This is a genomic window from Streptomyces sp. NPDC006393, assembly GCF_040628575.1.
In the GTDB taxonomy this organism is placed as follows: domain Bacteria; phylum Actinomycetota; class Actinomycetes; order Streptomycetales; family Streptomycetaceae; genus Streptomyces.
In genome coordinates this window covers 158,973-183,455 of record NZ_JBEXZD010000002.1, presented here as the reverse complement: position 1 = coordinate 183,455, position 24,483 = coordinate 158,973, and the positions used below count along the sequence as shown (strand labels likewise).

20 protein-coding genes are annotated in these 24,483 nt (G+C 73.2%); 6 read left to right on the top strand and 14 right to left on the bottom strand.

The annotated features are described in order from the left end of the window. Nucleotides 1-6 precede the first annotated feature (6 nt). The 3 genes from ABZ484_RS01840 to ABZ484_RS01830 are packed head-to-tail and all read right to left on the bottom strand — an operon-like array spanning nucleotide 7 to nucleotide 2,293. Nucleotides 7-948 carry an ABC transporter substrate-binding protein gene (locus tag ABZ484_RS01840; RefSeq protein WP_358863916.1) on the bottom strand — a complete coding sequence of 314 codons (942 nt, stop codon included), beginning with the start codon at nucleotides 946-948 and terminating at the stop codon, nucleotides 7-9. After that, on the bottom strand, nucleotides 945-1,616 hold the full coding sequence (locus ABZ484_RS01835) for an ABC transporter permease (RefSeq protein WP_358863915.1): 672 nt from the start codon (nucleotides 1,614-1,616) through the stop codon (nucleotides 945-947). Before ABZ484_RS01835 ends, ABZ484_RS01840 begins: the two co-directional genes overlap by 4 nt. Further along, complete coding sequence (locus ABZ484_RS01830; protein ID WP_358863914.1) at nucleotides 1,613-2,293, bottom strand: ABC transporter permease; 681 nt, start codon at nucleotides 2,291-2,293, stop codon at nucleotides 1,613-1,615. The genes ABZ484_RS01835 and ABZ484_RS01830 overlap by 4 nt, the downstream gene beginning before the upstream one ends. A gap of 251 nt (nucleotides 2,294-2,544) precedes the next feature. On the opposite strand from ABZ484_RS01830, the gene ABZ484_RS01825 reads away from it, so the two are divergent. Next, nucleotides 2,545-3,402: a MoxR family ATPase gene (locus tag ABZ484_RS01825; protein ID WP_358863913.1), complete on the top strand. Its 858-nt coding sequence runs from the start codon at nucleotides 2,545-2,547 to the stop codon at nucleotides 3,400-3,402. Then, complete coding sequence (locus ABZ484_RS01820; protein ID WP_358863912.1) at nucleotides 3,399-4,772, top strand: VWA domain-containing protein; 1,374 nt, start codon at nucleotides 3,399-3,401, stop codon at nucleotides 4,770-4,772. Before ABZ484_RS01825 ends, ABZ484_RS01820 begins: the two co-directional genes overlap by 4 nt. 78 nt (nucleotides 4,773-4,850) lie before the next feature. On the opposite strand, the gene ABZ484_RS01815 is transcribed toward ABZ484_RS01820, so the two are convergent. Then, nucleotides 4,851-5,234 (bottom strand): cupin domain-containing protein, encoded by a 384-nt coding sequence (locus tag ABZ484_RS01815; RefSeq protein WP_358863911.1) that lies wholly within the window; start codon nucleotides 5,232-5,234, stop codon nucleotides 4,851-4,853. Between the two features lie 201 nt (nucleotides 5,235-5,435). On the opposite strand from ABZ484_RS01815, the gene ABZ484_RS01810 reads away from it, so the two are divergent. Continuing rightward, the gene (locus ABZ484_RS01810; RefSeq protein ID WP_358863910.1) at nucleotides 5,436-6,365 is read left to right on the top strand and encodes an aminoglycoside phosphotransferase family protein; all 930 of its coding nucleotides are present in this window, start codon (nucleotides 5,436-5,438) and stop codon (nucleotides 6,363-6,365) included. 105 nt (nucleotides 6,366-6,470) lie between these two features. On the opposite strand, the gene ABZ484_RS01805 is transcribed toward ABZ484_RS01810, so the two are convergent. Then, the gene (locus tag ABZ484_RS01805) at nucleotides 6,471-7,148 is read right to left on the bottom strand and encodes a TetR family transcriptional regulator (RefSeq protein ID WP_358863909.1); all 678 of its coding nucleotides are present in this window, start codon (nucleotides 7,146-7,148) and stop codon (nucleotides 6,471-6,473) included. Nucleotides 7,149-7,218: 70 nt separating this feature from the next. On the opposite strand from ABZ484_RS01805, the gene ABZ484_RS01800 reads away from it, so the two are divergent. Then, entirely contained in the window at nucleotides 7,219-8,094 is an 876-nt protein-coding gene (locus ABZ484_RS01800) for an SDR family NAD(P)-dependent oxidoreductase (RefSeq protein WP_358863908.1), read from the top strand. A 51-nt stretch (nucleotides 8,095-8,145) separates the two neighbouring features. Here the strand turns inward: ABZ484_RS01800 and ABZ484_RS01795 are convergent, their stop codons facing one another. The 9 genes from ABZ484_RS01795 to ABZ484_RS01755 all read right to left on the bottom strand — a co-directional run bounded on the left by ABZ484_RS01795 (nucleotide 8,146) and on the right by ABZ484_RS01755 (nucleotide 21,957). Beyond that, nucleotides 8,146-8,733 (bottom strand): MarR family winged helix-turn-helix transcriptional regulator, encoded by a 588-nt coding sequence (locus ABZ484_RS01795; RefSeq protein WP_358863907.1) that lies wholly within the window; start codon nucleotides 8,731-8,733, stop codon nucleotides 8,146-8,148. Nucleotides 8,734-8,964: 231 nt separating this feature from the next. Further along, complete coding sequence (locus tag ABZ484_RS01790) at nucleotides 8,965-9,225, bottom strand: ANTAR domain-containing protein (RefSeq protein ID WP_358863906.1); 261 nt, start codon at nucleotides 9,223-9,225, stop codon at nucleotides 8,965-8,967. 10 nt (nucleotides 9,226-9,235) lie between these two features. Then, nucleotides 9,236-10,258: an SDR family oxidoreductase gene (locus ABZ484_RS01785; protein WP_358863905.1), complete on the bottom strand. Its 1,023-nt coding sequence runs from the start codon at nucleotides 10,256-10,258 to the stop codon at nucleotides 9,236-9,238. Nucleotides 10,259-10,269: 11 nt separating this feature from the next. Next, nucleotides 10,270-12,036 (bottom strand): glycoside hydrolase family 15 protein, encoded by a 1,767-nt coding sequence (locus tag ABZ484_RS01780; protein ID WP_358863904.1) that lies wholly within the window; start codon nucleotides 12,034-12,036, stop codon nucleotides 10,270-10,272. Between the two features lie 157 nt (nucleotides 12,037-12,193). Further along, nucleotides 12,194-14,017, bottom strand: a complete 1,824-nt coding sequence (locus tag ABZ484_RS01775) for a thiamine pyrophosphate-requiring protein (protein WP_358863903.1) — start codon at nucleotides 14,015-14,017, stop codon at nucleotides 12,194-12,196. Nucleotides 14,018-14,066: 49 nt separating this feature from the next. Further along, on the bottom strand, nucleotides 14,067-17,162 hold the full coding sequence (locus ABZ484_RS01770) for an FAD-linked oxidase C-terminal domain-containing protein (RefSeq protein ID WP_358863902.1): 3,096 nt from the start codon (nucleotides 17,160-17,162) through the stop codon (nucleotides 14,067-14,069). A 409-nt stretch (nucleotides 17,163-17,571) separates the two neighbouring features. Beyond that, the gene (locus ABZ484_RS01765; RefSeq protein ID WP_358863901.1) at nucleotides 17,572-18,630 is read right to left on the bottom strand and encodes a cytochrome c oxidase assembly protein; all 1,059 of its coding nucleotides are present in this window, start codon (nucleotides 18,628-18,630) and stop codon (nucleotides 17,572-17,574) included. Nucleotides 18,631-18,757: 127 nt separating this feature from the next. Beyond that, nucleotides 18,758-19,492 carry a TetR/AcrR family transcriptional regulator gene (locus ABZ484_RS01760; RefSeq protein ID WP_358863900.1) on the bottom strand — a complete coding sequence of 245 codons (735 nt, stop codon included), beginning with the start codon at nucleotides 19,490-19,492 and terminating at the stop codon, nucleotides 18,758-18,760. A gap of 101 nt (nucleotides 19,493-19,593) precedes the next feature. Continuing rightward, nucleotides 19,594-21,957 (bottom strand): SpoIIE family protein phosphatase, encoded by a 2,364-nt coding sequence (locus ABZ484_RS01755; RefSeq protein WP_358863899.1) that lies wholly within the window; start codon nucleotides 21,955-21,957, stop codon nucleotides 19,594-19,596. A gap of 172 nt (nucleotides 21,958-22,129) precedes the next feature. Here ABZ484_RS01755 and ABZ484_RS01750 point away from each other — a divergent pair, with 172 nt between their 5' ends. Together ABZ484_RS01750 and ABZ484_RS01745 are read left to right on the top strand one after the other, a co-directional pair. Next, nucleotides 22,130-22,594: a MarR family transcriptional regulator gene (locus tag ABZ484_RS01750; RefSeq protein WP_358863898.1), complete on the top strand. Its 465-nt coding sequence runs from the start codon at nucleotides 22,130-22,132 to the stop codon at nucleotides 22,592-22,594. A gap of 118 nt (nucleotides 22,595-22,712) precedes the next feature. Next, on the top strand, nucleotides 22,713-24,434 hold the full coding sequence (locus ABZ484_RS01745; RefSeq protein ID WP_358863897.1) for an MFS transporter: 1,722 nt from the start codon (nucleotides 22,713-22,715) through the stop codon (nucleotides 24,432-24,434). The last annotated feature ends 49 nt before the right edge of the window (nucleotides 24,435-24,483 follow it).

Below are 24,483 nucleotides of genomic sequence, written 5' to 3'. Positions count from 1 at the left end.
GCGGCGTCACTTCAGCAGGCCCTTGTCCCGAAGATAGGTCCGGGCCACGTCCGAGGGCAGCCGGCGCCAGCTGTCGACCTGCCGGTTCAGTGACGCCAGGTCGGCGGTGGTGAGGACGTCGTTGAGCCTGCCGAGCACCTTGGTCACGCCGGTGCCGCCCGCGCGGGCGCGGTTGACGACCGGAACCACGTAGTCGGCGTTCTGGAGGTGTCTGTCGTCGGCGAGGAGGACGAGGCCGAAGGCGTCGAGGGTGGCGTCGGTCGTGGTGGTCAGCACCATCTGGTCGCGTCCGCTGCGCACGGCCTGTTTGGCCTGGGTGGTGCCGACGCCCTTGGGGTCGATGCCGGTGACGTCGATGCCGTAGGTCTTCCTCAGACCCGGGGCGCAGTACGGGCGGCGCACGCACTCGTCGCCTGCCGCGAGCCGTACCTTCAGGCCGGAGGCGCCGAGGTCGCCGAGGGTCTTCAGGCCGTGCCGCCGGGCGTACGACCGGCTCACCGCGAAGGCGTTCTGGTCGACGGCGCGGCCGGGGTCCAGCACGGTCAGGCCGCGCGGTGCGGCGAGCTCGCGCAGGGCTCGCATGGTGGCGCCGAGGTCGGGTGAGCCGGCCGGGGGTGCGTCGGCGCCGTGGGCCTTGGCGTTCAGCCAGTCGGCGAAGGTGGCCGCGTACTCGGGGACGACGTCGATCTGGCCGGACTCCAGGGCGGGTTCGTACAGTTCGCGGTTGGCGACGGTCAGCAGCGCCGTCTTGTATCCGGCCTGGTTCAGCAGCAGGGCGTACATCTGGGCGAGCAGGTCGCTCTCGGTGAAACCGGCGGACCCGATGGTCAGGTGCCGGCTGTCGCCGGGTGACGCGGTGACCTGGCCGCGGTTCTCCAGGGACGGGCCGGTGGTGCAGGCGGTGAGTACGAGCAGCACGACGGCCGTCAGGGCCCGGCGCCCGCTCATCGGCCGCCCCGCGCCCACGCCGGTGCCAGCCGTTCGGTGATCTCGAAGACTCCCTCGACCACGAGCGCGAACACCGCGACGAGCAGCGCCCCGGCGACCACCTGGGGCGTGCTGGCGAGGTTGAAGCCCGCCGTGATGATCCGGCCGAGGCCGCCGCCGCCCGCGAGGGCGGCGAGGGTGGCCGTGGCGACGAGCTGGACGGCGGCGATCCGCACGCCGTTCAGCACCATCGGGAGCGAAAGGGGCAGTTCCACGTGGAACAACGTCTGCCGGCCGGTCATCCCCATGCCCCGGGCCGCCCGGACGACGCTCCGGTCGACCTCGCGCATCCCGACGTAGGCGTTGGTCAGCAGCGGAGGCACCGCGAACAGGACGAGGGCCACGACCGTCGGGCCTTCGCCCCACCGTCCGACCGGGGTGAGGAGCAGCAGGACCAGAACGGCGAAGGTGGGGACGGCCCGGCCGACGTTGGCGAGGTTGACCGCGAGTGCGCCGCCCTTGCCGAGGTGGCCGAGGACCAGGGCGACGGGCAGGGCGATGAGGCAGCTGACGGCCAGGCAGACGACCGTGAGCACCAGGTGCTGAAGAAGGCGGTGGGCGATGCCGTCGTCGCCGCTCCAGTGGGCGGGGTCGGTGAGCCAGCGCCAGGAGTCGGTGAGCGTCGTCATGTACGGCCCGCCCGGGTCCATGGTGTCAGCAGGCGCTGCACGCCCAGCAGCAGCAGGTCGGCGGCGACCGCGATCACCACGCACAGCACGGAGGCGGTGAGCACCTGGGCCTTGAAGTAGGTGTTCATGCCCGCGTAGATGAGGTTGCCGAGCCCGCCGAATCCGACGACGGCGCCGATCGTCACCAGGGAGACCGCCGACACCGTGGCGATGCGCAGCCCGGCCATCGCGGCGGGCAGGGCGAGCGGGAGTTCGACGGTGAGCAGCAGCCGCACGGGACCGTAGCCCATGCCGCGTGCCGCCTGCCGGGTCTCCTCGGGGACGGCGCGCAGGCCCGCGAGGATGTTGCGCACCAGCAGGGTCAGCGAGTACAGCACGAGTCCGGCCACGACGAGGGTCGCCGAGAGCCCGTACACCGGCAGGAGCAGCGAGAACATCGCCAGGGACGGGATGGTGTAGAGGACGGTCGTGACGGCGAGCACGGGGCCGGCCGCCCAGCCCCAGCGGCGGGCGGCCAGGGCCAGCGGGACGGCGACGGCGAGTCCGATGAGCACCGACAGGCCGGTCAGCCGCAGGTGCTGGAGCACCGCGTCCCACAGGATGTGGCGGCGCGTGCTCAGATACGCGCCGCAGATCCACTCGTTGCGGGCGAGGCAGTCGTCCGGGGGCGCTGTCACGCGTCCATTCCACCGGCGGTGCACGGGGGCGGCCCGCTGTGGTGGCCCGTCCGGGGTGGTGCGGACATCGTGCCGCGAGTGACGGAGTCCGGTGACAGACCAGTGGAAGTCGGAGGAAGTCCCGTGACACTGGAAGGCTAATGACACAGGAAGTCCCGTGACAGAGGGACTGAACAAGCGCTTAGATATAAGTGCTCGACTTGAGGAAGACAGCTTCGCGACCGATTCGCCCGCCCGCGCTGGAGGCCCTGTTGTTCACGTCCGTCGACGATGTCTCCGCCCGCCTCGCCGAGACCGGATACCTGGCCTCGCCGGCGGTCGCCACGTCCGTCTTCCTCGCCGACCGCCTCGGCAAGCCGCTGCTGGTCGAGGGGCCCGCCGGGGTCGGCAAGACGGAGCTGGCCAAGGCCGTGGCCCGGGTGGCGCGGGCCCGGCTGGTCCGGTTGCAGTGCTACGAGGGCGTGGACGAGTCCCGCGCGCTGTACGAGTGGAACCACGCCAAGCAGCTGCTGCGCATCAGCGCCGGCCGGGACGAGACCTGGGACGAGACCCGCACGGACATCTTCGGCGAGGAGTTCCTGCTGTCCCGCCCGCTGCTGACGGCGATCCGCGGCGACGAGCCGACGGTGCTGCTGATCGACGAGACCGACAAGGCCGACGTGGAGGTGGAGGGCCTGCTGCTGGAGGTGCTGAGCGACTTCCAGGTGACGGTCCCCGAGCTGGGCACGATCACGGCGACCCGCCGCCCGTTCGTCGTCCTCACCTCCAACGCCACCCGCGAGCTGTCGGAGGCGCTGCGCCGCCGGTGCCTCTTCCTGCACATCGGCTTCCCGGAGGAGGAGCTGGAGCGCCGCATCGTACGGCTGAAGGTGCCGGGGCTCCAGGAGGCCCTGGCCGCGTCCGTCGTCCGGGTCGTCGGGGCGCTGCGGGCGATGGACCTGCGCAAGGTGCCGTCGGTCGCCGAGACCGTCGACTGGGCGCGCACACTGCTCGCGCTCGGCGCGGACGGCCTCGACGAGAACATGGTCCGCGACACTCTGGGCGTGCTGCTCAAGCACCAGGAGGACGTGCTCAAGGCGGCGGCCAAGCTCGACCTGGACGCCGTGTGAACCCGGCCGCGCCGGCCGGCGGCGCCGGAGTGGCGGAGCGGCTGACGGGGTTCGTCGCCGCGCTGCGCGCGCACGGGCTGCGGATCGGCACCGGCGAGACCGTGGACGCGGCCCGGGCGGTCGAGGTGCTGGGGATGGACGACCGCGAACTGCTGCGGGAGGGGCTCGCCGCCACGCTGCTGCACGGCAGCGGCCAGCGGACGGTGTTCGACCCGGTCTTCGACCTGTACTTCCCGCGCGGTGTCGGCGCCCCGGACGGGGAGCCGGCAGGGCGCGAGGAGCTGCGCGACCGGCTCGCGGCCGCGCTCGCCGCGGGCGACACGGCCCTGCTGGGGCAGCTGGCGGTCGAGGCGGTCGACGGTCTCGGCGGATACGGCGCTTCCCCCGGCTCGGACGGCTGGTCGGCGTACCAGACGCTGGAGCGGCTGCGGCCGCAGACGCTGCTGGCCCGGGTGCGGGCGGATGTCCGCGCCGGGAGCGGGACGGCCGCCTTCACCGACCGTCTGCTGGACGACGAGATCCGGCGCCGTATCGAGGTGTTCCGCCGGCAGGTCGCCACCGAGGCGCGGCGCCGGGTCGCGGAGCGGCGCGGGCGGGAGGAGATCGCGCGACGGGCGGTGGCACCGAGCGCGGACCGCGTCGACTTCCTGTACGCGGGGCGGGACCGGCTGGCCGAGCTGCGCCGGACCGTGCGACCGCTGGCCAGGAAGCTGGCCACCCGGCTGGCCGCGCGCCGCCGCCGGGCCGCCCGCGGCACGATCGACCTGCGCCGCACCCTGCGCGGCTCCCTGTCGACGGGCGGTGTGCCGGTGAAGCCGGTGCTGCGCCGGCGCCGGCCCGTCCGGCCCGAACTGGTGCTGCTGTGCGATGTGTCGGGCTCGGTCTCCGGCTTCTCCGACTTCACCATGCTGCTCGTGCAGGCGCTGCACGACCAGTTCAGCAAGGTGCGCGTGTTCGCCTTCGTCAACCGGATCGACGAGGTGACCGGGCTGCTGCGGCACGGCACGGCCGACCCGGAGGGCCTGGGCGCCCGGATCCAGGCGGAGGCACGGCTGACCGGCTGGCACGGCAGCAGCGACTACGGCGTGGCGCTGGGCGAGTTCGCCGAACGCTACGGCGACGCGGTCGGCCCGCGCACGACCGTGTTCGTGCTCGGTGACGCCCGCACCAACATGAGCGACCCCAACCTGCCGGCCCTGCGGGAGATCGCCGGCCGGGCCCGCCGCCTGTACTGGCTGAACCCCGAGCCGCGCGCCCAGTGGGGCACGGGCGACTCCGCCGCGCCCGCCTACGCCGGCGTGGTCGAGATGCACGAGTGCCGCAACGCCCGCCAACTCGGGGAGATCGTCTCCCGGTTGCTGCCCGTGTGAGGCGCGCCCGGGGCGCGGGACCGACAGCGCCCGGCGGGACGGATCGCCGTCCCGCCGGGCAGCGGCACCACTCCTCGATCACGCCTCGGTCCGAGATCCGCCCTCGCCGGGCTTCGCGTACTGCTGGGCCATGGCTCCCGCGAAGTCGTACACGACGACCTGTTCGTCGCCCACGACCCAGGCGTCGTGTCCGGGTGCGCAGACGAAGACGTCGCCGGGCCCCACCTCGGCCTCGCCGCCGTCGTCCATGGCCAGGTGCATCCGGCCCCGCACGACGTAGCCGTCGTGGTGGATCATGCAGGACTTCGTGCCGGCGATCGGTCCGACCGACTCGGACCAGCGCCAGCCCGGTTCGAAGGTGCCCACGGCGAAGTCCAGACCGGTGAGGTGCACGGCTTCGAGGTGGCCCCGGGGGAAGTCGCGCCGCTCGTCCGGCTTGTCGACCGTCTTCACTTCCAACATGACGGTGTTCTCCCTTCCGGCCGTGATGTCCGCGGCCGGGGCCGGTCTCCGTCTCCGGGCCCAAGGGCACGGTACCGGCGGGGGCCGAGCCCCTCGCCCTCATCGTCTCCCCGTGGACCGGGGACGACCATTCGGGGTCGGGGCGCCCGCGCCCCAAAACGAGTTGACTCTCCCGGGCGGGGTCCCGTTTGCTTGCCGCTCATGCGTGCCCACATCCCGCGCCCAGGCGATCGGGCCCTCGATGCCCGACTCGTCCGCCGGCTGATCGCCGGCCGGTTCCCGCGGTGGGCCGGGCTCCCCCTCGCCGCGGTCGCCTCCGCCGGCACCTCCAATGCCATGTACCGGCTCGGCGAGGACATGGTGGTACGTCTTCCCCGTACCGCCGGAGCCGCCGAGGACGTGGCGAAGGAGCACACATGGCTGCCCCGGCTCGCCCCGCTGCTGCCGGTCGCCGTGCCCGAGCCTCTGGGCAGGGGGGCGCCGGCCGAAGCGTGGCCGTGGCCCTGGTCCGTCTACCGCTGGCTCGACGGCGAGAACCCGGCTGTCGGGACCGCCGGGACCATCGGCGAATCCGGCCGGCTGGCCGAGGACCTGGCGGGCTTCGTCGCGGCCCTGCACCGGATCGATCCGGCGGGCGGGCCGGCTTCCTACCGCTGCGAGCCACTGGCGGCGCGGGACGGCGAGACCCGGGAGGCCATCGGCGCGCTGCGGGGCGCCGTCGACGCCCTCGCGGCCACCGCCCTGTGGGAGGAGGCGCTGCGGGCCCCCGCTCCGACCGGGCCGCCGGTGTGGATCCACGCCGATCTGCAGCCGGGGAACGTGCTCGTGACGGGAGGCCGGCTGAGCGCGGTGATCGACTTCGGGTGTCTGGGCCTGGGCGATCCCGCCGTGGACCTGATCGCGGCCTGGTACGTGCTGCCGGCGGGGGCCCGGGAGGTCTTCCGGGCGGCGCTGGACACCGACGAAGCGACCTGGACGCGGGGGCGCGGATGGGCCCTGTCGATCGCCCTGATCGAACTGCTCCACTACCGCGACCGGAATCCGCACATGGCCACGGTCGCCCGCCACGTCGTCGACGAACTCCTCCGCGACCACGCCCTCGGTCGCCACCGGCCCTCCCCCACCGGCTGAACACCCCGGGGCGGGCGGGCTCCTTCCTTCTCGCCCCTGCGATCAGGGTCTGTGCGAGCGGGACCAGGAGCACCGGGACCAGGAGCACAAGGCCGTGCGGCCCTCCTAGGAGGGCCGGTCCGTCGCCGAGGAGCCCCTGCCGAGTCCGGCGAGGAAGGCGGCGAGGACGCGGCGCAGGCGGGGTTCCACCTCGACGACGGCGTGGCCGAGCCGGGGGTCGGTCCGGTAGAGCTCCCGCAGGCGCGGGCCGGGGGTGGCCATCTGCCACAGCGCCCCGGCCAGGCTCGTCGCGGTGGCAATCAGATCGACCGTCTGCAACTCGGTCAGTCCCAGCAGTCGCCGCAGCTCCGCGCCGATCAGCTCGATCTCCTCGAGCGTCACGAGTTTGAACGCGCGCACCGAGTCGACCGACACATTGCGCTCGAGGTTCAAAGGCGCCTGCGCCAGCAGATCGCAGAACATGGGTCGCGCCGCCAGTGTGGACGCCATGATCTCGGCCACCTCCCCGGCGGTGGCGTGCGCCCTCCCTTCGAGATCGGCGCGCACGCCGGCCGACCACTCCCGCCACCCTTCCGCGGTGAGCTTGAGGAAGATCTGCTCCCGCGTCTCGAAGTAGCGGAGCAGGGCCGACTTGTGCATCCCCACGGCCGCGGCGATGTCGGTGAGGGTGACGTCCCGGATCCCGCGACTGCCGCCGAGCGCACGGGCCGCGTCCAGGATCGCCTCTTCTCGAGCCTGCTTGGCCTGGGCACTGCGCGCACGCTGGAAGGCAGGCGTAGTCATGGCGCACATCATAGGAACACCCTAAGAGAACGGTGTTGCGTAAATAAGAGAACAGTGTTGCACTAGAAGCATGAGTCAACAGGTCTGGTTCATCACCGGTTCGTCGCGCGGCCTCGGCCGCGCCCTGGTCACCGCCGCCCTCGAGGCCGGTGATCGCGTCGTGGCCACCGCCCGCCGCCCCGAGGCCCTCGCCGAGGCAGTGGGTACGTACGGCGACCGCGTTCATCCCCTCGCGCTGGACGTCACTCGCCCCGAAGCGGCGCGCGAGGCCGTCGAGGCGGCGCTCGCACGCTTCGGGCGCATCGACGTGCTCGTGAACAACGCGGGATACGCGAACGTGTCGCCCATCGAGACCTCGGACGAGGACGACTTCCGCGCCCAGTTCGAGACGAACTTCTGGGGCGTCTACCACGTCACCCGGGCCGCGCTCCCCACCCTGCGCCGTCAAGGGGCCGGCACCGTCGTGCAGATCTCCTCGATCGGCGGGCACGTCGGCGGATCTCCGGGCATCGCCTCCTACCAGGCGGCCAAGTTCGCCGTCGACGGCTTCAGCCGCGTCCTCGCCGCGGAGACGGCACCGTTCGGCGTGCGGGTCATGGTGGTCGAACCCAGCGGCTTCGCCACCGACTGGGCCGGTTCCTCCATGACGGTCCACCCGATCCCCGCCGCCTACGACGAGACCGTCGGAGCGATGAACCGGCGGGTGCGACAGAGCGTGGACGGAGCGGCCGGCGACCCTCGGCGCGCCGCCGAGATCATCGTGCGGACCGTCCGACGCGGCCGGGTCCCGACCCATCTCCTGCTGGGTGTGAACGCGGCGGCCATGGCCCTGGACCATTCCCGCCGCCGGCTCGCCGAGGCGACCGCCTGGGAGAAGGTCAGCCGCTCGGCCGACTTCGGTGAGCCCTACCCCGCGGATCTCCCGCCCGAGGACACCGCCCGTTAGAAGGCCCCCGGCACCAGCGTCCTCATGGGCGCCCTGGACGTCCTAGGCGTCCTAGGCGTCCTGGGGGTGCGGTGGGGAGGCCGGGTCGATGGGATCGTCCACGATGCCCTGGTCCAGGCGCGCGTCCCCGTAGACGTCCACGGCCATCTCGTCGGCCGCCGCCGTGGTCAGGGCGTGCAGGGCGGGGACGAGCACGGCCCGTTCCTCGGTGGGCAGCCGCTGCACCAGCTTGCGGATCTCCGCGCGCCGGTGCGCGAGCACCCGCGTGACCAGATCGTGGCCGTCGGCGGTCAGGCTGAGCACGACCTCGCGCCGGTTGGCCGGGTTGGTCCGGCGGTCGACCAGGTCGAGTGCTTCGAGCCGTCCCACCATGCGCAGCGCGGTGGAGGGGTTGACCCCGAGCGTGGCGGCCAGGACGACGAGTTTGACCGGTCCGCAGGTGTCCAGCACGACCAGCGCCCGCAGTTGGGGCAGGGTGAGCGAGTCGTCGGTGGAGGCGAGCGCGCGGGCGGAGATCGCCACGAACAGCCGGGAGGCGGCCATCACGGCCACGCCGAGCTCCTCGGCCTCGCGGTCGAGGGGGTGCTGCCCGGGCCGGCCGGGGCGGGCGTGGCCTCGGCCGGTGTCGTGCTGTGCCATGGTGTCCCCCTTCCGCCGCTCCGCCCGGCGGGGGCGGAGGATCAGGCGCGGAGAATCATCGCAGAGGACGACGGCGCTCGGCACGGCGTGTCCGGCGGACCTTCGGCCGGACCTCCGCTCGCCCGGGCTCCCGATCGCCGGACCTCCGATCGCCGGAGCCCCAATCGCCGGACCTCCGATCGCTGGGACCGTACCGCCGGGGTCCGCAGCGGTCGCCGTACGCCCCCCTTCTCAGGGGGCGGCCGGTTCGGCGGCCGGTGCGGTCCGGCCGGTGTCCAGCTGGAGTCTGAGCTCCCGGCGCAGGTCGGCCGGGAGCCGCCCCGACACCGCCCACTCCACGACGAGTTCGGCGACGTGCCGTTCCTTGATGTGCGTGTGCGCGGACATCGCGCGCAGCACGGCGCGGGCCCGGTCGTGGGTCACCCCGCCCACGATGGCCACGATGTCGGTCGCCTCGTCGAGAAGGCGGCGCGGGCGGTCGAATGCGGTCATGGAAGTCTCCTCATGCGGCGTTGGCGTGGGCGCGCCTGCTCAGTGCGGCCTTCGCGGTGGCGGCGACGCCCGCGCCGAGGGCGAGCACGGAGGCGACGGCGGCGGGGTGGCGGGCCAGAGCGGCCTCGAAGGAGTGGCTGTGCGCCGAGTCGTCGAAGATGCCGTGGGCCCCGTGATCGCCGCCCCCGGACCGGTCCACGGGTTCGAACAGGTTGCTCTCGCCGCTCGGGGGCCGCAGGTCCGTCTGCTGGGAGTCGAAGCCGGTCCGGGCCAGGTAGCGGTCGAGGAGGGCCGGGACCAGACGGTTGGCCCAGACGGTCGCCAGGGTGCTGGCGCCGATGTAGTACTGCTTGCGCCCCGGATGGTCGGCGGCGTGCACGACGCCCCGGGCGGCGACCTCCGGCTGGTAGATCGGCGGGACGGGCTGCGGATGCCGGGACAGCCGGGAGCGCACCCAGGAGAACTGCGGGGTGTTCACGGCCGGCATCTGGGCGATCGTCACCCGTACCTTGCTCCCGCGGTGCAGCAGTTCGGTGCGCAGGGAGGAGGTGAAGCCGTTGATGGCGTGTTTGGCCCCGCAGTACGCCGACTGGAGCGGGATGGCCCGCTCCCCGAGCGCCGAGCCGACCTGCACGATGGTGCCGTGGTCGCGCGGCAGCATGCGCAGGAGCGCGCTGCGGGTGCCGTTGACGAAGCCGAGGTAGGTCACCTCGGTGACCCGCCGGAACTCCTCGGCGGTGATCTCGTCGAAGGGCGCGAAGACGCTGGTGAACGCGCAGTTGATCCAGACGTCGATGGGACCGAACGCCTCCTCGGCGGCGTCGGCGGCCGCTTCGACCTGCCGGGCGTCGGCGGTGTCGGCGACCTGCACGAGGGGCCGGCCACCGAGCGACTCGACCTCCTTGGCGGCGGCGTCCAGGCCTGCCCGGCCGCGGGCGATCAGGACGACGTCGGCGCCGCGCCTGCCGAACTCGCGCGCGGTGGCGCGGCCGATGCCGGCGCTCGCTCCGGTGATGACGACGGTCTGGGGCATGGGTCGGCTCCTCACTCGGCGCTACGCGCCGGCGGCTGGGGGTCCTGGGCGAGGCGGGCGGCGGTCTCCAGGAGCAGGGCGTGGACGAAGGCCTGCGGGAGGTTGCCGCGCAGTTGGCGCTGGGCGATGTCGAACTCCTCCGCGTACAGCCCGGACGAACCGCAGGCGCCGCGGTTGCGTTCGAACCAGCGGTGCGCGTCGATGTCGTCGCCCTGCTGGTGCTGGGCCAGCGCCATGACGAACCCGCACAGCAGGAACGCGCCCTCGGCCTGTTCCAGCGGCCGGTCGTCGTGCCGGAAGCGGTAGACGAAGTGGTCCTCGGTCAGCTGTTCGCGGCAGAGGGCGAGGGTGGCGCGGGTGCGCGGGTCGTCCGCGGGCACCGCGCCGCGCACGGCGGGCAGCAGCAGCGCGGCGTCGACCTTGGGGTCGTCCGGGGCGCGCTGCCAGTGGCCGTCGGCGTGCACGCTGGTGGCGGTGGTCTCGGCCAGCAGGGTGTCGGCGAGTTCGGCGCACGTGCCGGCGAGCGGGTGGTGCGGTGCCACGCGGGCCAGGGCGCGCAGTCCGGCCGCGCAGATGAGCCTGCTGTGGGTCCATCGTTCCGGGTGGAGTTCCCAGATGCCCGCGTCGGGTTCCCGCCGGCGCTCGGCTATGGCCCGGACCGCGAGGTCGGCGGCCTTCCAGCCCTCGCCGTCCAGCCGGCCGGCGCGCGCGGCCGTGGCGAACAGCAGCAGTGCCTCGCCGAAGCAGTCCAGCTGGAACTGTCCGGAGACCTTGTTGCCGATCCGGCTGAAGCCGCCGGGGTAGCCGGGCAGGTCCAGTTCGCGCTGGTCGGGGACGGGTGTGCCGTGGACGGTGTACGCGGGGGCGAGCCGCGGGCCGTCCGCCAGCAGCCGCTCGCCCACGAAACGGACGGCGGCGTCGAGGAGTTCCGAGGCGTCCACGGCCGCCGCGGCCTGTCCGGCGTAGCTCTGGTCGCGGATCCACACGTACCGGTAGTCGTAGTTGCGGCCCGCCTCGGCGCGTTCGGGCAGGCTGGTGGTGGCCGCGGCGACCATGCCACCGCCGTGCGAGGTCAGGCCGCGCAGCAGCACATAGGCGCGGCGGGCGTCGCCGGGGGCGATGGTCTGTCCCATGGTCGGCATGCCGCGCCGCCAGGCCTGCTCCGTGGCGGCCCAGCACTGCTCGGCCCGCGGCGGTGTGCGCGACAGCGGGGCGTCGGAGCAGTCCAGGACCAGGTCGTGGTGCTCGCCGGGCCGCAGCACGAGGTCGGCGGTCAGTCCCTCGGCGCGGACGACCGCCGCCGGTGCGCCCTGCCAGCGCAGTCGGTGACGGCCGGAGTTGAGGTGCCAGACGCCGTCGTCGTCGCGGTGCGGGGAGGTCGTCGGTGCCCGCCCGTAGTCGGCGTGCGGGTCGAGGACGACCCGCACATGGGCGGTTCCGTCGACGGCCATCAGGTGCCGCAGCAGGACCAGGTGGTCCTCCTCGCCGGGGAAGGCGAGGGCCTCGCGGCACTCGATGACGCCGTCGGTGGTGACCCAGCGGCTGCGCCAGATCAGGGTTCCCTCCTCGTAGTAGCCGCCGGGGACGTAGCGGCCGCGCGGGGTGACGGCGTAGACGCCGCGGCCGCCGATGAGGGAGGCGAAGACGGCGTCGTCGTGCCAGGTGGGGGCGCACAGCCAGGTGACGGCGCCGTCCGGTCCGATCAGTGCGCCGCGCTCCCCGTCGGCCAGCAGCGCGTAGTCGTGCAGGGCGTGCGGCGGGAAGGTGGTGGTGCTCATGTCGGAGGTGCCTCTGTCTTGGATGTCTCTGTCTCCGATGTCTCTGTCTCCGATGTCTCTGTCTCCGATGTCTCCGTCTGCGGTGCCTCTGTCTGCGGGGAAGGGGCGGAAGTGGCGGACACCGCGGTGCCCACCCCCTCCACGGCCGGGCTCCCGCTCACGGCGCGTGCCTGGCGTGCGGCCGCTCCGTGCGGTGGCGCCCCACGGGCAGGAACTCCTGCACCTTGGCCTTGAAGCCCTGGCGGACCATGGCGGCCCGGTCACTGTCGCCCTTGAGGACGGACTCCGCGGCGGCCTCGATCTGGTCGAGGGTGGCGTGCGGCGGGATGGGCGGTACGGCGGGGTCGGTGACGAAGTCGAGCACGCACGGCCTGTCGCCGGCCAGCGCGGTCGCCCAGGCGCCCTTCACCTCGCCCGGCTCCTCGATCCGCACGCCGTTCAGGCCGAGGGAGCGGGCGAAGTCGGCGTAGGCGACGTCGGGGATCGACTGGGAGGGCAGGAACTGCGGGGCGCCCGCCATGGCGCGCATCTCCCAGGTGACCTGGTTGAGGTCCTGGTTGTTCAGCACGGCCACGATCAGGCGGGGGTCCTCCCACTCCTTCCAGTACTTGGCGATGGTGATCAGCTCGGCCATGCCGTTCATCTGCATGGCGCCGTCGCCGACCAGGGCGATCGCCGGGCGGTCGCCGTGCGCGAACTTGGCGCCGATGACGTACGGCACTCCGGGCCCCATGGTGGCGAGCGTGCCGGACAGCGATCCGCGCATGGCGCCGCGCATCCTCAGATGGCGTGCGTACCAGTTGGCCGCGGAGCCGGAGTCGGAGGCGAGGATGACGTCCTCGGGCAGCAGGGCGTCGAGGGAGTGGGCGACGTACTCGGGGTTGATCGGTTCGGCGGCGACGGCGGCGCGCCGCTCCATGACCTGCCACCAGCGGGCGGTGTCCTTCTCGATCTTCTTGCGCCAGCTCTTGTTCTTGTGCGCCTTCAGCAGCGGCAGCAGCCGGGTCAGCGTCTCGCGGGCGTCGCCGACGAGGTTCACCTCGAACGGGTAGCGCAGGCCGACCATGTGCGGGTCGATGTCGATCTGCACGGCCCGCGCCTTTCCGAACTCGGGCAGGAACTGGGTGTAGGGGAAGGACGAGCCGATGACGAGGAGGGTGTCGCAGTTCTCCATCAGCTCGTACGACGGCCGGGTGCCGAGCAGGCCGATGGCGCCGGTGACGTAGGGCAGGTCGTCGTCGAGGGCGTCCTTGCCGAGCAGTGCCTTGGCGACGCCGGCGCCGAGCCGGTCGGCGGCCGCCATGACCTCCTGCCGGGCCCCGCGCGCGCCCTGCCCGATGAGGATGGCGACCTTCTCGCCCGCGTTGAGCACCTCGGCGGCGCGCTCGAGGTCGTCGTCGGAGGGCACCGGCGCGTACTGCGGCATGCCCAGGCTGGAGGGGACCATCTTGAAGGCGTGCTCGGGCGGCGAGTAGTCCAGTTCCTGCACGTCTGCGGGGAGGATGACGGCCGTCACCGAGCGGCGGGCCATGGCGGTGCGCATCGCCCGGTCCAGCACGTTGGGCAGCTGCTCGGGGACGGTGACCATCTCGCAGAAGTCGGACGCGACGTCCTTGTACAGGTTGAGCAGGTCGACCTCCTGCTGGTAGGAGCCGCCCATGGCGCTGCGGTTGGTCTGCCCGACGATCGCGACGACGGGGACGTGGTCGAGCTTGGCGTCGTACAGGCCGTTCAGGAGGTGGATGGCGCCGGGGCCGGAGGTGGCGGCGCACACTCCGACCTTGCCGGAGAACTTGGCGTAGCCGACGGCCTCGAAGGCGGACATCTCCTCGTGCCGGGACTGGATGAAGCGCGGGTTGTCGTCGGCCCGGCCCCAGGCCGCGAGCAGCCCGTTGATGCCGTCGCCGGGGTAGGCGAAGACGTACTCCACACCCCAGTCGCGCAGGCGCTCGAGGACGTGGTCGGAGACCTTCATCGACATGTTCGACAACCTTTCGGGGGGTTCGGGGGTTGTTTTCGGCAGGGCGCCGTCACGGCCGGAGCAGGCGCCGCAGGGTTCGCCGTCCCGTGGCGGTCGTGGCCGCCGCCGTGAGCACGGCGGTGCCCGCCGCGCCCGCGGTGACCGCCCACCGGGCCGCGCGGGAGGGCGTGGCGGGCCGGACGGCCAGGCGCTCGGGCTGCTCACTGGGCAGGTTCCCGTCGAGGCCGAGGGCAAGCACCTCGGCCAGGTGCAGGGCCCGGCGGCCGGTGCGGCCCTGTTCGATCTGGGTGCGGCAGCTGAAGCCGTCGGCGAGGACCAGGCTGTCGGGGGCCGCCGCGCGGACGGCGGGCAGCACGCCCTGTTCCGCGACGGCCATGGAGACCTCGTGGTGGCCGCGTTCGAAGCCGAAGTTGCCGGCCAGCCCGCAACAGCCCTCGTCCAGGACGTCGGCGTCGAGGTGGGCGCGGCGCATCAGTTCCCGGTCGGCCTCGAACTTCATGATCGCGTGCTGGTGGCAGTGCGTCTGCACGGTCGCCTGCCGGGCGAGCCGCGGCGGTCGCCAGCCGTCGGGCGCGTGGTGCACCAACTGCTCGGCGAACGTGCGCACCTGCCCGGCCAGGCGCTTGACGTCCTGGTCGGCGGGCATCAGTTCGGGCGCGTCGGCGCGGAACACGGCGGTGCAGGACGGTTCCAGGCCGATGACCGGGGTGCCCGCGTCCAGGTAGGGGCGCAGCACGTCGAGGGTGCGCCGCAGGACCTTCTCGGCGGTGGTCAGCTGCCCGGTGGAGATCCACGTCAGGCCGCAGCACACCGGCTCGGTGGGTACGGCGACGTCGAAGCCCGCGTCCTCGAGCACCCGGACGGCCGAGATCGCGATCGACGGGTGGAAGTAGGTGCTGAAGGTGTCCGGCCACAACACCACGGTCCGCGGACCGGCCGGGTCCGGCTCCGGCGTCCCGCGCTCCCGCCACCACTGGAGGAACGACTGCCGGGCGAACACCGGTGCCGGCCGCTGACCGGCCACGCCCGCCAGCGCCTTGCCCGCCCGGGCCAGCACCGGCGCCTGGAGCAACGTGTTGACCAGGGACGGCGAGAGCCGGGAGAGCCGGGCCCACACCGGCAGCCAGCCCAGGGAGTAGTGGGCGGCCGGGCGCAGCCGGCCCGCGTAGTGGTGGGAGAGGAACTCGGCCTTGTACGTGGCCATGTCGACGTTCACCGGGCAGTCCGACTTGCAGCCCTTGCAGGCCAGGCACAGGTCGAGGGCGTCCTTCACGGCGGTGGAGCGCCAGCCGTCGGTGATGGTGGAGTCCGCGTGGCCGCCGAGCATCTCGAACAGCAGCCGGGCCCGGCCCCGGGTGGAGTGCTCCTCCTCCAGCGTGGCCCGGTAGGAGGGGCACATCACGCCGCCTTCGTGGCCGCGGCAGTTGCCGATGCCGACGCAGCGCATCACCGCGCGGGTGAAGGAGTGCTCGTCCTCCGGGTAGCCGAAGTGCGTCTCGGGTGTGGCCGGCCGCCATGAGGCGCCCAGGCGCAACTGCCCGTCGACCGGGTTGGGGTCGACGACCTTGCCGGGGTTCATCCGGTTGTCCGGGTCGAACAGCCTCTTCAGCTCGCCGAACGCGCCGACCAGCCGCTCGCCGAACATCCGGGTCAGCAGCTCGCCCCGGGACTGGCCGTCGCCGTGCTCACCGGACAGGGAGCCGCCGTAGGAGGACACGAGGTCGGCGGCGCGCTCGACGAAGCGCCGGAAGTCGGCGACGCCCTCGGCGGTCTTCAGTCCGAAGGGGATACGGGTGTGGACGCAGCCCTGCCCGAAGTGCCCGTACAGCGAGGGGTCGTCGTAGCCGAACTCCCCGAACAGCTTCTTCAGGTCGCGCAGATAGTCGCCGAGCCGTTCGGGCGGGACGGCGGAGTCCTCCCAGCCCTCCCAGGTCTCCCGGTCGTCCGGCGGGCGCGCGGTCACCCCGAGGCCGGCCTCGCGGGCCTTGAGCATCTTGTCCTCGCGGGCGGGGTCGTCGGAGAAGGCCACGGTGGGGTCCTTCTCGCCGCGGCCGATGGCGCGCAGCAGCGCGTGCGCCTGCTCGTCGACGTCCTCCTGGCTGTCGCCGCTGTACTGCACGAGCAGCCAGCTGTCGCCCTCGGGCAGGACGTCGAGCGAGTCCAGGTGGACGCCCTCCTCCCGCATCAGCTGCGCCATCCGCCCGTCCAGCGCCTCCAGTTGGCTGGGCGAGCAGTGCTCCAGCAGCCGGGCGACGTCGTCGCCGGCCCGGCAGATGTCGTCGTAGCCGAGCACCAGCAGCGACTGGTACGGCGGCACCGGCACCAGATCGAGTTCGGCCCGCAGGACGGTCACCAGGGTGCCCTCGCTGCCGACCAGGGCGCGGGCGACGTCGAAGCCGTTCTCCGGGAGCAGCGAGTCGAGGTTGTAGCCGGAGACCCGGCGCGGGATCTTCGGGTAGCCGCGCCGGATGTCGGCCAGGTACTCGGTGGCGATGCGGTCGAGACCGGCATGGATCTCGGCTCTGCGTCCGCCCTCGGCGGCGATCCTGGCCCGCTCGGCGTCGGAGGTGGGCCCGACCCACATGCGCAGCCCGTCGTAGGTGAGGACCTCGAGCCGGCGGACGTTGTCGACGGTCTTGCCGTAGGCCTGCGCGGAGGCGCCGCAGGAGTTGTTGCCGATCATTCCGCCCAGCGTGCACTGGCGGTGGGTGGAGGGCTTCGGCCCGAACTGCAGACGGTGGTCGGAGAGCCGCTTGTTGAGCTCGTCGAGGACGATGCCCGGCTCCACGACGCAGGTGCGGGCGTCGGGGTCGACGGAGATCAGACCGTGGCAGTACTTGGTCCAGTCGATCACCACGGCGGTGTTGGTGGACTGGCCGGCCAGGCTGGTGCCGCCGCCGCGGGACAGCACCGGGGCCCCGAACCGGGCGCACACCCCGACCGCCTCGGCGCCCGCCTCCACGCTGCGCGGCACGACCACGCCGAGGGGCACCTGACGGTAGTTGGAGCCGTCCGTGACGTACGCGCCTCTGCTCCCGGCGTCGAAGCGGACCTCGGCGTCCACCGTCGCGCGCAGCGCCGCCTCCAGCCCGGCCAGATCCACCGTGTCCACCGACGGGGCGTCGAGGGGAGTTGTGCGACTCATCAGGGGCGACCGCCTTCCTGGAGCGTGCGGGACTCTTCCCGGGTACCCGCCCTTGCAGTGTGCAAGGGCGGTTTTCGCCGCGCGCGTCGTAGGGCGATCGTGTGCGCCGCACCGATGGTGTCGGGCTGGGCAGGGGGTCCGGCATGGCCGGGTGAGGGGGACGGGGCGACGGTCCGGTGAGGGCCGAACGCGGCGGACCACGGCCGCGCCGGGCGGCCGGACCGCCCGGCGGCCGGACTGTTCGCCTCTCCCGCCGGGTCCGGTTCTCCTGTCCGTCCGCCGGGGCTCACCCGATCGAGTGAGCGCCGCTCCGTCGGGCGGGGCGGATCAGGCCGAGCGGATCAGGCCGGGCCGATCAGACCGGCCGATCAGACCGGGCCGATCAGACCGGCCGATCAGACCGGGCCGATCAGCGCTGGCGGCGGATCCTGGCGGCGACGTCGTTCTGCTCGGTCTCCCACCAGGGGCGTACGCGCTCGGGAGCCGGCGTGGCGGCGGAGCCGGGGTCCTCGGCCTGTTCGCCGGCCGGCGGGGCGGCCCGGAGGAGTTCCCTGTCGAGACGGCGGTCGAGGGCCGCGTTCTGGATCCGCTCGGCACGGGCCCACTGGACCAGGATCGACAGCAGGAAGGGCAGCGCGACCAGTTCGGCGATGCTCAGCATGGCGCCGCCGCCGATCTGCTGGTCATGACGTACATCGGGCGCCCAGGCGGGCGCGTGGTGCAGGTACCAGGCGCCCGCGATGAGGGTGCCATGGGTCATCACCACGACCCCCGGCACCGCGTCGACGATCCCGTCCAGGAACACCAGCGCGGCCCTCACCGGGTGCGTGCACCAGGAGGGAAGCGTCTGCTCGTGGGTGAGCACCGGGACGACGAAGAGGCAGCCGGCCGCGAGCAGGTGCAGGTACATCAGCTCGTGCAGCCAGCCGACGCGCAGTGCGGTGGCGAAGTACGGCGTGAAGTAGACGACCAGCTCGGTGGTGAGCACCAGAGCCGTACTGACCAGCGGAAACGTCAGTACGCGCACCACCCGGCCGGTGACCGCGCGCCGGACGCGCGCCCCCCGGGCGCCGGGCAGCGCCTCGACGGCCAGCCGCAGGGGATCGCCCAGGGCCAGACCGAGCGGCGCCAGGAGATCGAGCAGGATGTTCTGCACCGCGGCCGGCCAGAACAGGACGTGGTCGTACACGGCCAGCGCCGACATCGTGGCCACCACCAGCGCACCGAGACCGAGCACCACGAAGGCCGCGACACGGGCGAGCGGCCAGGAACCGCCCTGCCGGCGCAGCCGCAGCACACCCCAGCCGTACAGCCCGCCCAGCACGATCACCAGGACCAGTGCCGGCACGTCCGGCTGCCACGAGGACAGGACATGGCCGACGGTCGGCTCCGCCGGGCCCCCGGCCGTCCGCATGCTCTGGACGCCCACCACGGACGGATCGGTCACCGCGTCGGCGATCATGCGCATCGTTCTCCTTCGCCCCAGAGGGGACGAGTCGGCACAGTTCCTCCCCGGGACGGTATCCCCCGCAGGCGTTCGGTCTGCGCCGGGGGTGGCCGCCGAGCCGCCGCGCCCGGGGTGGCGGCTCCGCCGGTCAGCGAGCCGGCTCGATCCCCTGGCGCGCCCGGCCGGGCTGTGGGTGCCCGGCGCCGGTCCCGCCCTCCACGAGCCGTCGCAGCGACGGCAGCAGCGCGTCGAGGTCCTGTCCGGTCCGGAACGCGACGACCGTGGTACCGCCGGCACCGCCGTCGTCGTGGCCCGAGGGCGCCGGGAAGAGGGCGAGCACCTCGGCCATCGCCTCGTCCACTTCCCGGACGGGGTCCGGGGACTCGCCCCGCAGCCACCGGCGCAGCACATGGTTGTGGGCGGCGACCACGGCCGCCGCCATGATCTCGGCCCGCAGGGACGCCGACTGCGTGGGGTCGCCCATCCAGTCCGCGATGAACTCGCGGAACAGCCGCTGGTAGCGGGCCACGCTGGCGATCTCGCGGTCGCGCAGGGTGGAGACCTTGCTGGTCAGGGCGTATCGCCGGCGTGCGAGGTCGCCCTCGTCGACGTAGTGGAGCAGCACCAGGCGGACCGCGTCCGAGACGGCGACCAGGGCGGTGCTGTGACTGGAGGTCGCGAGCCGGTCCCGGATCAGGTCCAGCAACCGGTCGTGGTCGGGGAAGATGACCGCTTCCTTGGACCGGTAGTGCCGGAAGAACGTCGTACGTCCCACTCCGGCCCGTTCGGCGATGTCGTCGACGGTGGTCTGCTCGTATCCTCGCTCGTCGAAGAGGGCGAAGGCGGCGTCGGCGAGTCGGAGCCGCGCGGGTGGCTTGCTCATGGGCGGTCGTCCTTCTCTGTCTCGGCCCTCGGCGATCACTCGCCCCGCGTATGGTACTGAATACCGCTGCCCGGATATTCAGTACCGAGTGTGGGTGCCGATCACATGAGCGTCTCGAAGTCGACCGCGGGCGGCGCCAGGGCCTGCTCGGACCAGATGGTCTTGCCGCCGCGGCCGTAGCGGCTGCCCCAGCGGAGGCTGAGCTGGGCGACGAGGAAGAGCCCGCGTCCCCCCTCGTCGGTCCAGCGGGCCCGGCGCAGCCGGGGCTGGGTGCTGCTGGGGTCGGTGACCTCGCAGACCAGTACGTCGCCGCGGATGAGCCGCAGGCCGATCGGGCCGCCCGCGTGCCGGACCGCGTTGGTGACCAGTTCGCTGACGATCAGCTCGGTGGTGAAGACCAGCTCGTCCAGCCCCCAGTCGGTGAGCTGCCGGGCGACGGCCTCGCGGGCGGCGGAGACGTCGGCCGGGGTCGCGGTGAACTCCCAGCTCGCCGTGGACTCGGCCGGCACCGCCCGGGTACGGGCCAGAAGCAGGGCGATGTCGTCGTACTGCCGGCCGTCCGGGAGGTCGGCCAGCAACCCCCGGCCCACGTCGGCCAGGGACCGGCCGGGCCCGCACGAGGCCGCGAGGCTCTCCGTCAGCCATCGCAGTCCGCTCTCGGTGTCGGCGTCGTCGCGCTCGATCAGGCCCTTGCTGTACAGGGCCAGCACACTGCCGGGCTCCAGGTCGACGGTGGCCGTCTCGAACGGCATGCCACCCACGCCCAGCGGCGGCCCCGCGGAGACGTCGACCACCTTGACGGTGCCGTCGGGCCGGACCACGACCGGGGACGGGTGACCGGCGCTCGCCAGGTGGCACAGGCAGGTGATCGGGTCGTAGACGGCGTACAGACAGGTGGAGTCGACGTCGCTCTGCGCGTCCGACTCACCGGCCAGTTGCCGCACACCGTCGTCGAGGTGGGTGAGGAGTTCGGTCGGATCGAGCTCGAGGTCGGCGAGCGTGCGGACCGCGGTGCGCAGCCGGCCCATGGTGGCGGTGGCGTACAGCCCCTGGCCGGAGACGTCACCGGCGGCGAGGGCGACCCGGAAGGAGGGCAGGGGGATCACGTCGTACCAGTCGCCGCTGATGCCCGAGCCGCCCCCGGCCGGCCGGTACAGGCCCGCCGTCTCCGCCGCCGGGCTGTCGGTCGTCGGCCGGGGCAGCAGGCGCTGCTGAAGGGCGAGCACGGAGCGGCGCTCGCGCAGGTAGCGGCGGGCGTTGTCGACGTTCAGCGCGGAGCGGGAGGCGATCTCGGTGAGCATGTCCACGTCCTGCTCGTCGAACGCGTCCGGCTGCTCGGTGCGCCACACCGCGACGGTGCCGAGGACCAGGCCGCGCGCGAACAGCGGAGCCCACAGGGCCGAGTGCCCGCCGTCCGGGACGATGCGCCTGAGCTGCGCGCGATCGTCGAACAACAGGGCCACGGCCGCCGGGTCGAAGACCGCGGCCCGGCCGTGCTGGAGCCCCCGCAGTTCGGCCGTCGCCACCAGCTGAGGCACCGTCTCGCCCGGCTGGAGCAGGACGTCGGGGAAGGGCCCGGCGGCCGAGGCCACGGCGGCCCGCCGCAGGTGCAGATCTCCTCCGCCGCGCGTCCTCGGGGGCTCGTCGCCGTGGAGCACGGCCTCGGCGAGCGAGACGGACGACAGGTCCCCGAGGGCGGGAACGAGGACGTCCGCCAGGTCCTGGGCGGCACGCCTGGGGTCGAGGGAGCCGCCGATCCGGTCGGCCGCCCGTTGCAGCAGATCCAGTTCGCGGCGGGCCCGTTGCAGCGCGAGGGTGTCGACGTACAGCGCGAGGACGCCTTCGGGGACACCCGCGGCGTCCTCCACGCGGAACGCCCAGAGCGAGACCCGCCGCGGCGGGCCGTCCTGCGCCGACCGCAGGCTCAGGGCCTTCCCGGTCAAGGACGCACCCGTCCGCAGGACGCGGCGCAGCGCGGCCTCGCCGGCCTCCGCGTCCTGCGGCGAGAGTACGTCGCGCGGCCGGCTCCCCGGGGGAAGGACGGCGCCGCCCGGCAGGCCGGAGGTGAGGTTGCTCCGTACGAGGGTCAGGTCCGGGTCGTGCAGGGCGATCCCCACGTGGTCCTGGGCGAGCAGGGCCCGCAGCGTGCTCGCGCCCTGCTCCCAGTCGTCCGCGCACCGGGTCGGCGCCAAGAGCACCACGGACTGGTCCGCGGGGTGGAGGTCCAGCACCCGGAACGTGACGTCGACCGGAGCGCCGCCGCGATGCCGCAGCCGCGCGCGGCCCCGCGCCGGAAGGCCTCCGTGGTCCGCGTCGGGGCGCGTGTCGGCGAACAGGGCCCGAAACGGCCGTCCGCGGACCTCTTCCGCGGTCCACCCCAGCAGGTCGCACGCCGCCCGGGACCAGCGCAGCACGGCGCCGTGCCCGTCGAGCACGGCCGTCGCGATGCCGGCGAAGGAGAACACCTGCTTACGGTACGTCCACCACGGCCCCGCGCGCTGTCCGCGGCGGGCCCGCGCCGATCACTGACGGGATGCCCCATACAGCGGTCCGCCACGTCCGGCGCCCCTCGCGGCGGATCGCGAACGTGGGTGCGGAAGTATTGATGTGCCATACACGCAGATGCATAATGAGCTTATGCATAAGCGGGTTATGGATCCCGGATCCGTCCCTCCGGACACGTCCGCCGAGGACCTGATGATCGCCGTCGAGCAGTTGGTCCGGTACGTGCGGCAGAGCGCGACGGCGGGCGGACTGAGCACCGCGGCCTCGTCCGCACTGGGCCGGCTGGGCCGCGAAGGGCCGCAGCGGCTGACCGAACTGGCCCGGGCGGAGAACGTCTCGCAGCCCAACATGACTCAACTCGTCACCCGCCTGGAGCGTGCCGGGCTGGTACGGCGCACCGCCGACCGCACGGACGGCCGGGGGGTCCTGGTGGAGGCCACCGACACCGGTCTGGAGGTGTTCCGGCAGCGGCGGGCCGAGCGCGCGCATGCCCTGCGACAGCTCGTCGAGGAACTGTCCGAACCCGAGCGGCAGGCGGTGCGGACCGCCCTTCCCGCGCTGGCCCGCGCGGTCCAGGACCACCGGGCGCGTTCCTGACCGCACCCCGCTCACCCTCACCCTCTGCCCCGCACCCCCCGTCCCGCACCCCCGTCCCTCACCCACTGTCTCCACACACCACCGTCCCCGTCGTCACATGACTGGAGTAGAAGCGGTAATGAGTGCACCGCACGGGAAGACCGCCAGCCCGTTCAGGCAACCGAAGGCCGTCTGGGCCGTGGCGTTCGCCTGCGTGATCTCGTTCATGGGCATCGGTCTCGTCGACCCGATCCTGCCCGCCCTCGCGGAGAGCCTGCACGCCTCCCCCAGCCAGGTCTCCCTGCTGTTCAGCAGCTACCTGATCGTCACCGCGGTCGCGATGCTGTTCGTCGGCTGGTTCTCCAGCCGGTTCGGCGCCAAGCGCACCCTGGTCATAGGCCTGGCCGTCATCGTGGTCTTCGCCGCCCTGGCCGGCTCCACCGGCTCCATCAACGGCATCGTCGGCTTCCGCGCCGGCTGGGGCCTGGGCAACGCCCTGTTCATCGCCACCTCCCTGGCCGTGATCGTCGCCTCCGCCAGCGGCGGCTTCGGCGGCGCGATCATCCTCTACGAGACCGCGCTCGGGCTCGGCATCGCCGTGGGCCCGCTGCTGGGCGGCGAGTTGGGCGCGATCAGCTGGCGCGGCCCGTTCTTCGGTGTCGCCGTGCTCATGGCCGTCGCCCTGGTCGCCACCCTCGCCTTCGTGCCCTCCCTGCCCAAGCCGAAGCGCCCCACCTCCCCCGTCGCCCCGCTCAGGGCGCTGCGCCACCGCGGCCTGCTGACCATGGGCATCATGGCCCTGCTGTACAACTGGGGCTTCTTCACCATGCTCGGCTACGCCCCGTACCCGATGAAGCTCAGCGCCCATGAGCTCGGGCTCGTCTTCACCGGCTGGGGCCTGCTGGTGGCCGCGTTCAGCGTCTTCTTCGCCCCGCGCCTTCAGGCCCGGTACGGCACCGCCCCGGTCCTGTACGCCAACCTCCTCGGCCTCGGCATCGTGATGGCGGTCATCGCCGCCGGTGTCGCCACGCCCACCGTGGTCATCGTCGCGGTCATCGTCAGCGGCGCCTTCATCGGCATCAACAACACGCTCACCACCCAGGCCGTCATGCTCGTCTCCCCGGTCGAGCGGCCCGTGGCCTCCTCCGCCTACGGCTTCCTGCGCTTCATCGGCGGCGGCCTGGCCCCCTACGTCGCCGGCAAGCTCGCCGACGCCACCGACCTCAGCGTCCCCTTCTACCTGGGTGCGGCCACCTTCCTCCTCGCCATCCCGGTGCTCGCCAGCGGCCACCGGCTGCTCCGCCGGGCCGAGACGCATCCCGAGGAGAGTGAGCCGGTGACGCCGTCGTTCACCGCGGTCGGCGCACCGGTCGCCGGCGACGTGCCCCCGGTCGTCGTCGCCGTCGGCGCCCACCACAAGGCCGCCGCCATCGTCGACGCGGCGGCCCGCCTGGCCCGTGACACCGGCAGCCCTCTGGAGGTCGTCCACATACAGCAGACGGCCGTGATCGAAGAGCAGGCCGCCGACACCGAGACCGCCGACCAGGCCCGGGCCGCCGTCACCGCACACCTGGACCGGCTGGCCGCCCACGGCGTCGCCGCCACCGGACAGATCCTCACCAGCGTCGGCGACCATGCCGCCGCCGGCCGGGCCCTGGCCCGGCACGCCGATCAGGTGGGTGCCCGCGCCGTCGCCGTCGGCCGCTCGCCGCGCGGTCCTCTCGCCCAGTTCGCCGACGGCAGCCTCACGACCGCCCTGACCCACTCCGCCCACTGCACCGTCGTCCTCGTCGACGCCGATCACGTGCCCCGGCGGCTGACCCCCGCCGCCCTGGCGGAGCTGCGCGGCAGCGCGGCCTGAAGCAGCCGCCTTCGACCGTCCCGACGACGCGCGCCCGCCCGGCGCCCGG